The sequence below is a fragment of the Pseudomonas sp. genome, from assembly GCF_050739655.1.
Lineage (GTDB): Bacteria > Pseudomonadota > Gammaproteobacteria > Pseudomonadales > Pseudomonadaceae > Aquipseudomonas.
This window is the reverse complement of the sequence record NZ_JBOIBY010000396.1, coordinates 1-5337: the sequence shown is the minus strand read 5'-3', so window position 1 is coordinate 5337 and position 5337 is coordinate 1. Positions and strand designations below refer to the sequence as shown.

Below are 5337 nucleotides of genomic sequence, written 5' to 3'. Positions count from 1 at the left end.
CACTTGAAGTGCAGCAAAATCCGCCAGCAGATCCATGCTGCCAAGAACGAAAAACGCAGCGGTCCACGTTCGTGGTCTGGAGGTGCGCAGTGAAAAAAGCGCCTTCCAATCCAAACCGCCTGCCTTTGATCAAGCTGATTCATGTTGCCCGGCGCGAGCTGCATATGGATGACGACACCTACCGCCTGATGTTGGCCAGCATGAAAGGATTGGACGGCGCAACGTCCACCGCTGATTTGAGCGTTCCAAACCTGGTACGGGTCTTGGAACAGCTCAAGCAGCGTGGCTTCACGGTTCGTCCAAAGAATGCGCAGCAGCGTCCGATGGCGACTGATGGGCCGTCCAGGAAGATCCGCTCTATGTGGTTAACGCTTCACGGCCTTGGTGCAGTGCGTGACCCATCCGAGGAATCGCTGGCGAAATTCGTATTGAGCATGACCGGCGTCGCGGCCCTGCAGTGGCTCACTGGTCCACAGGCAAGCCGGGTGATCGAAAACCTGAAGCAATGGCAGCAACGTGTTGAGTTGGCTTCGACAGCCGCAAAGGAGGGTGTATGACTGAATTCAGAAGCAAAGGCCCGGAGTTGCTCACGGATCTTACTGAGCACATCGCAGTGGCGCTTGTTGAGCTGGTGTCCATGGAGGACGGCGCCGCTCGCCATGTTGCCCAGGAAGTCTCTGACCGGATGGCGGCGCATTGGGGTGGCCAGAACCTGTATTTCCCGATGGGGCTGTCAGTCAAGTTGAGTCGCCGGGATCGTCAGATCTACGACGACTTCAATGGCACCAACCATAGCGAGTTGGCGCGTAAATACGCTGTGTCGCTTCAGTGGATCTATAAGATCGTCAAGGCAGTACGAAAGGACGAGATAGCACGTCGCCAAGTTGATATGTTTGCCCCGCTCACCGACGATTGAGTGGGGCGTCGTCTTATTGCACCGGCTGCAACTGAATTTCACAATCCATCCCAACCTGTGCCAGCCTATCCCGGTATGGCCCAGGTTTATCCCACACTCCCCCTGGTATTTATCTCAGTCCTAAACACACAGAATCGTGGCGGCTTTAGTCAGGAACCACAGGATCACCACCACCAGCAGTGCGCCGACTCCGACCACGGCGCCGAGATCCTTCCAGGTCTTACGCTGGTTTTGCACGTCGGCGTACACGGTGAGCGAATGCCAGGCCACGCCCAGAAACGCGAGGGTGGCAATTAGCAGCCCGAGCAGGATGCCGCCGTCGTAGGCGTAGTTCTTGATAGTGTCAATGAGTCCGGCACCTTCGCCCCGGGACGGGGCTTCCATGGTTGGTAGGTCAGCCCAGGCCAGCGTTGAACTCAACAACATCAGGCCGGCGAGGAGGGCTTTTGAGCAGTACTCCCACATCGCTACGAGAGGACAAGGGCAAAAACGGCAGAGGTTCATGGCAAGGTCTCCTGGTTTACGACAGCATGAAAAACATCAGCACGATCAGGGCGAGGGCAATGCGCAATGTGCTGCCACCGAGCGCCCCGAAGTTGATATTGCCGGCCGCCCAGCCGCGGTAGCCGGTCCACAAGGTCCAGGCGCACCAGAGCAACGCCAGCACCAGAACGGACGAGCGCCACAGCACTGAGCTGAGCTGTGGGGTAAAGCCGGCCACTGCGGAGAACGCGGTGAGTTGGGTGTCAGTCATGCTCATCGGTCGTGCTCGGTTGCGGGGCGTTCGCGCGATAGTCGCCAATCAAATCGGCAAGGTCGGCCGGCTGCGCCCGGGAGGGTGAAAGGTACTGGTTGACGCCATGGCGCAAGCGCTCGAGATCAGCTGTGAACCGGGGGTAGTCGAAGCGATAGCGAGCTCCTTCGGTGTGGGTACTGACACTGTGAGCTCGCTCGGCCAGGTGTGCGATGACGCCGAGCTGCTGATCCATGAGGCCTAAGTCCGAGCGCTCTCGGATGTCTTGAGCAAGCGCGGAGAGCGTTACGAAGCAGACAATGACTGGGAGGCATGGAGAGTTCGTCATGGTGAAATCCAGAGCGGAAACTGGTTTTCACCTTGATGACTCACGCAGGTTTTGACATGAAGTAAACGGATCTTTGGGCATTCGCTTTAAGACGAAGTGCCAGTTGTAAGGCCGGCAGCTATTAGCCCAGAGCGTGTAAAAACGCAGACACCGTTTTGAAGTCTGCGTTGTTACGTAACATCTGCCAGCGCTTGGCTAGTCGGCCAGACCTGAAAATTGCGTAGGAACGCGATTTTCGTTCTGGTTCTGACCGTTTAACTTGCTCTAAAACGTTTTTACACAGCTTCGGCCGCTCTCTGCCGGTGACGACAGGCGGGAGTCGGCCAAGAGCGGCCCTTGGACAACCTGATGGCGAAACAGTAGCTAATACAGAGAGACTGACGATAAACACTCGGCAGCAGAGCTCACTTCCATACCGTGTTTCACCTTGGACGATGTCAAGAAATGGGACCGAAAACCGAAGAGCTGATCTGCGTTCTTGATCAGCTTGCAGCAATGCTTGAGAGCGATGGAGATCCTCACTGGAGCCTGTGGATGCGTAAGGCAAGAGCACGCTTAATGGATTCTGATTACTCCGGAATTGAGTACCTACAGTCAGCCTATGGCGGAATGGGCTCATTCAATGATCTCATTCTTGGTCAAAGCGATGAAAATGGCGTCCTTTGCTGGAAGCCGGGCCATGTTGAGCTAAACGACAGATTCGATGAATTGCGCAATGAAGCCGCGAAGCTCGTCGATTTCATAAAGCGATAAGCATAAAAGGGCGCAGTTATCAAACTACGTTACTCAAAGGGGTCAGGCCGGCCACCGACTCATCTCACTTTGATCAGCTCCGTAGACTCCGCAACGGGCAACCTGGTGTTTGCCTACACGAAAGTCGGGGAGCACAGAGTGCATTACACATCACGTGCCGAACTGTTGTGCATGCTCAACAGCCTTTTGCGTCTGCGCGTGCCCATTGCTGTCGGAGGCATGCTCCCGGGACCTGCTGACGAGGTCGACATATTAATAGCGAACGAAGTACTTGAAGGCCCCTACATAGAACTGTCCTGGTCCGGCGCCAAGCAATGGACTCTGCGCGAAATCGATACCACCACTGCTGAATGGCAACCAGTACCTGGCGCTCGAACTATGGCCAATGTGTCATTCGATCCGAAGTCCCTGAAGCGCCTTGGCGGATTTGACTAAAAAATCAGTACAAGTTCAGGCAGTTCTTCGTATCTGGCAGCAATCGCATGCGGTTGCGACAGGCAGCTATATTGGGTCGTTTTCTGCCTGTCGTGACAGGCAGCAATCGGCCGAAGCTGTGTAAAAACGATTTAGAGCAAGTTAAACGGTCAGAACCAGAACGTTACTGGACAATCGAGACTACCGTTGGCCTGGCAATTCCCCCTTGAAGTCTCTGTACGAACGCATTCTGCCCGCCTATTTCTCCATACAGGCCTTCATCACCACCCTAAGTCTGGCGGGGTCTGGCTGCTGATTAAAGCGCCCTGCCCAGGCAATGTTCGACCTACACCAGCACGGTCAACCAGGCCGACACCAGCAGCAAAAAAGCCAGTGCATGGTTCACGCGTTTGAACGCCTGTGGCGAACCAAAAAACCGAGCACTACCCACGCCGAGCAACGCCCACAGAGTCATGCACGGTAAGGAGACCAACAGAAACACCAGCGACAACAACACCAGCCGCATGGTCTTGTCGCCGCCACCGGCAAACACGCTCACCACCGCCACCGCCATCATCCAGACTTTGGGGTTGAGCAATTGCAGGGTGGCGGCACCGAACACACTCAGGCCCTCGTCGCGCGGGGTAGTCGGGTTCAGGGACGGCGGTGCGCTTTGAATGATCTGCCAGGCCAGCCAACTCAACCAGAGCACCCCGGCCCAGGCCATTGCCTGCTGCACTCGCGGAAACCGCAGCAGCGTCTCGCCCACGCCGAGCCCGACTGCAAACACAATCAGCGCCGCCGCCACGCATGCGCCAAAAATGATCGGCAGCGTAGCGCCCAGCCCCCACCGCGAACTGTGGCTCAGCACCAGAATATTGGTCGGCCCCGGGGTGATCGAGGCAACGAACGCAAACAGCAGGAAAGGCAACAACGATTCCATGGCTCAGACTCCCTGAGGACACATCGAAGGCGTAGAAAGGAACAGCGAAAAAGACATGGCATGGACTCCTTGATCAGATAGGAGGCCATGGTCGCGGGTCAGCTGGATTCAGTCTGGAAGGTTTGAGCAGCGCTTGCGGTAGTCCGCTGGCGTGAGCTGGTAGGCACGGCGGAACCAGCGCCCCATATGGCTTTGATCGGAGAACCCGAGAGCACTGGCCACCTGCGCCGGCGACTCGCCCCGCGCCAGTAGCTGCCGCGCCTTGGCCAGGCGCAGCTGGATCAGATAAGCATGAGGCGCCAGCCCAAAGGCTGCCTTGAAGGACCGCGTCAGGCGAAAGCGATCAACACCACAGGCTTGAGCCAGATCATCCAGCCCGATGTCCTCGTAGACATGGGCATGCAGATAGTCACGTGCAACCTGGGCCACCAACGGCAGACGCGGATCAAAGGCCTGCCGCTTGCGCCAATCAAGGTGGCAAGTGAGCGACCCCAACAAGGTATCGATGGCGCTCTGGCGCACGATGCGCAAGTCACCCTCATGGAGCACGTGGAAGGCTTGATAAATGGCAGTGGCCAGGCCCGGATCCTGGCTCAGGGTGTCGGCAAAGCCCGGCTGACTATCGGCCGGCGCGTGCTCGAACAACGCATGCAACTCCCGTTCAAGCCAGTGCGGATCGAGGTAGAGCATGGAATAGGTAAACCCTTCCTCGGTCGGCGCATGCCCATCGTGGATTTCCCCCGGCTCCAGCATGAATACCTTGCCCGGCGTACTAAGATGGCGAACGCGTCGGCAATTGAACTGCTGCACCCCCTGTTCGGTGACCCCCACCAGAAAACTGTCATGCCAGTGCGGATCGTAGGCATGCCCCTGAAAATGGGCACGAATCGATTCAATCCCGGTATCGGCATCCTGGGACAGCTCAATCCAGTTGCGTTTATCCACGGAAGGCTCCAGAGGTATGGTTCAGCTTTGAACTGTGCGGGCGACTAAATTACCGCGCTTTTGAAAAGGACGTTTAGAAGATTTGTGCAGTTTGATGCTGAGCCATAGCTGCCTATGCTGAAAGGCAGAAAACGGGTCGGTTTCCGTCAGTCGTGACAGGCAGAAATCGGCCGATTGTGTTGAAAAATTCGGTTCTTCCAGACTGTCCGCATACTGGCCACTGAAAACGCCTTTTTTGTGCGTAGCTACGCGAAATCTGAGCCCGGAATCCTCTGCTCAAAGTA

Annotated in this window: 9 protein-coding genes; 4 read left to right on the top strand and 5 right to left on the bottom strand. The window is 56.7% G+C overall.

From position 1 onward, the window contains the following. Window positions 1–89 precede the first annotated feature (89 nt). Window positions 90–557, top strand: a complete 468-nt coding sequence (locus tag ACRESJ_RS19260) for a gp16 family protein (RefSeq protein ID WP_431759304.1) — start codon at window positions 90–92, stop codon at window positions 555–557. After that, window positions 554–916 carry a Mor transcription activator family protein gene (locus ACRESJ_RS19255; RefSeq protein WP_431759303.1) on the top strand — a complete coding sequence of 121 codons (363 nt, stop codon included), beginning with the start codon at window positions 554–556 and terminating at the stop codon, window positions 914–916. The genes ACRESJ_RS19260 and ACRESJ_RS19255 overlap by 4 nt, the downstream gene beginning before the upstream one ends. Window positions 917–1036: 120 nt before the next feature. Here ACRESJ_RS19255 and ACRESJ_RS19250 read toward each other — a convergent pair whose 3' ends face one another. Genes ACRESJ_RS19250 through ACRESJ_RS19240 form a run of 3 tightly spaced genes read right to left on the bottom strand, consistent with a single transcriptional unit; the run spans window position 1037 to window position 1998 of the window. Then, a complete protein-coding gene (locus ACRESJ_RS19250) occupies window positions 1037–1381 on the bottom strand; it encodes a TIGR03745 family integrating conjugative element membrane protein (protein ID WP_431759305.1) in 345 nt (114 codons plus the stop codon). A gap of 55 nt (window positions 1382–1436) precedes the next feature. Then, window positions 1437–1676, bottom strand: coding sequence for a TIGR03758 family integrating conjugative element protein (locus ACRESJ_RS19245; RefSeq protein WP_431759302.1), 240 nt, complete (start codon window positions 1674–1676; stop codon window positions 1437–1439). Beyond that, a complete protein-coding gene (locus tag ACRESJ_RS19240) occupies window positions 1663–1998 on the bottom strand; it encodes an RAQPRD family integrative conjugative element protein (RefSeq protein WP_431759301.1) in 336 nt (111 codons plus the stop codon). Before ACRESJ_RS19240 ends, ACRESJ_RS19245 begins: the two co-directional genes overlap by 14 nt. 444 nt (window positions 1999–2442) lie before the next feature. Between ACRESJ_RS19240 and ACRESJ_RS19235 the strand changes: the two genes are divergently transcribed. Both ACRESJ_RS19235 and ACRESJ_RS19230 read left to right on the top strand, forming a co-directional pair. Beyond that, window positions 2443–2751, top strand: a complete 309-nt coding sequence (locus ACRESJ_RS19235) for a DUF6966 domain-containing protein (RefSeq protein ID WP_431759300.1) — start codon at window positions 2443–2445, stop codon at window positions 2749–2751. Between the two features lie 138 nt (window positions 2752–2889). Beyond that, window positions 2890–3186, top strand: a complete 297-nt coding sequence (locus tag ACRESJ_RS19230) for a hypothetical protein (protein WP_431759299.1) — start codon at window positions 2890–2892, stop codon at window positions 3184–3186. A 325-nt stretch (window positions 3187–3511) separates the two neighbouring features. Here the strand turns inward: ACRESJ_RS19230 and ACRESJ_RS19225 are convergent, their stop codons facing one another. Both ACRESJ_RS19225 and ACRESJ_RS19220 read right to left on the bottom strand, forming a co-directional pair. Further along, entirely contained in the window at window positions 3512–4108 is a 597-nt protein-coding gene (locus ACRESJ_RS19225) for a LysE family translocator (RefSeq protein ID WP_431759298.1), read from the bottom strand. 108 nt (window positions 4109–4216) lie between these two features. Then, entirely contained in the window at window positions 4217–5053 is an 837-nt protein-coding gene (locus ACRESJ_RS19220) for an AraC family ligand binding domain-containing protein (RefSeq protein ID WP_431759297.1), read from the bottom strand. Window positions 5054–5337: the final 284 nt, after the last annotated feature.

Bases quoted from the DNA above. Each gene is read 5' to 3' on its own strand.
- ACRESJ_RS19255 (WP_431759303.1), top strand. From the start codon at position 554: ATGACTGAATTCAGAAGCAAAGGCCCGGAGTTGCTCACGGATCTTACT.
- ACRESJ_RS19250 (WP_431759305.1), bottom strand. From the start codon at position 1,381: ATGTGGGAGTACTGCTCAAAAGCCCTCCTCGCCGGCCTGATGTTGTTG.
- ACRESJ_RS19245 (WP_431759302.1), bottom strand. From the start codon at position 1,676: ATGAGCATGACTGACACCCAACTCACCGCGTTCTCCGCAGTGGCCGGC.
- ACRESJ_RS19240 (WP_431759301.1), bottom strand. From the start codon at position 1,998: ATGACGAACTCTCCATGCCTCCCAGTCATTGTCTGCTTCGTAACGCTC.
- ACRESJ_RS19235 (WP_431759300.1), top strand. From the start codon at position 2,443: ATGGGACCGAAAACCGAAGAGCTGATCTGCGTTCTTGATCAGCTTGCA.
- ACRESJ_RS19225 (WP_431759298.1), bottom strand. From the start codon at position 4,108: ATGGAATCGTTGTTGCCTTTCCTGCTGTTTGCGTTCGTTGCCTCGATC.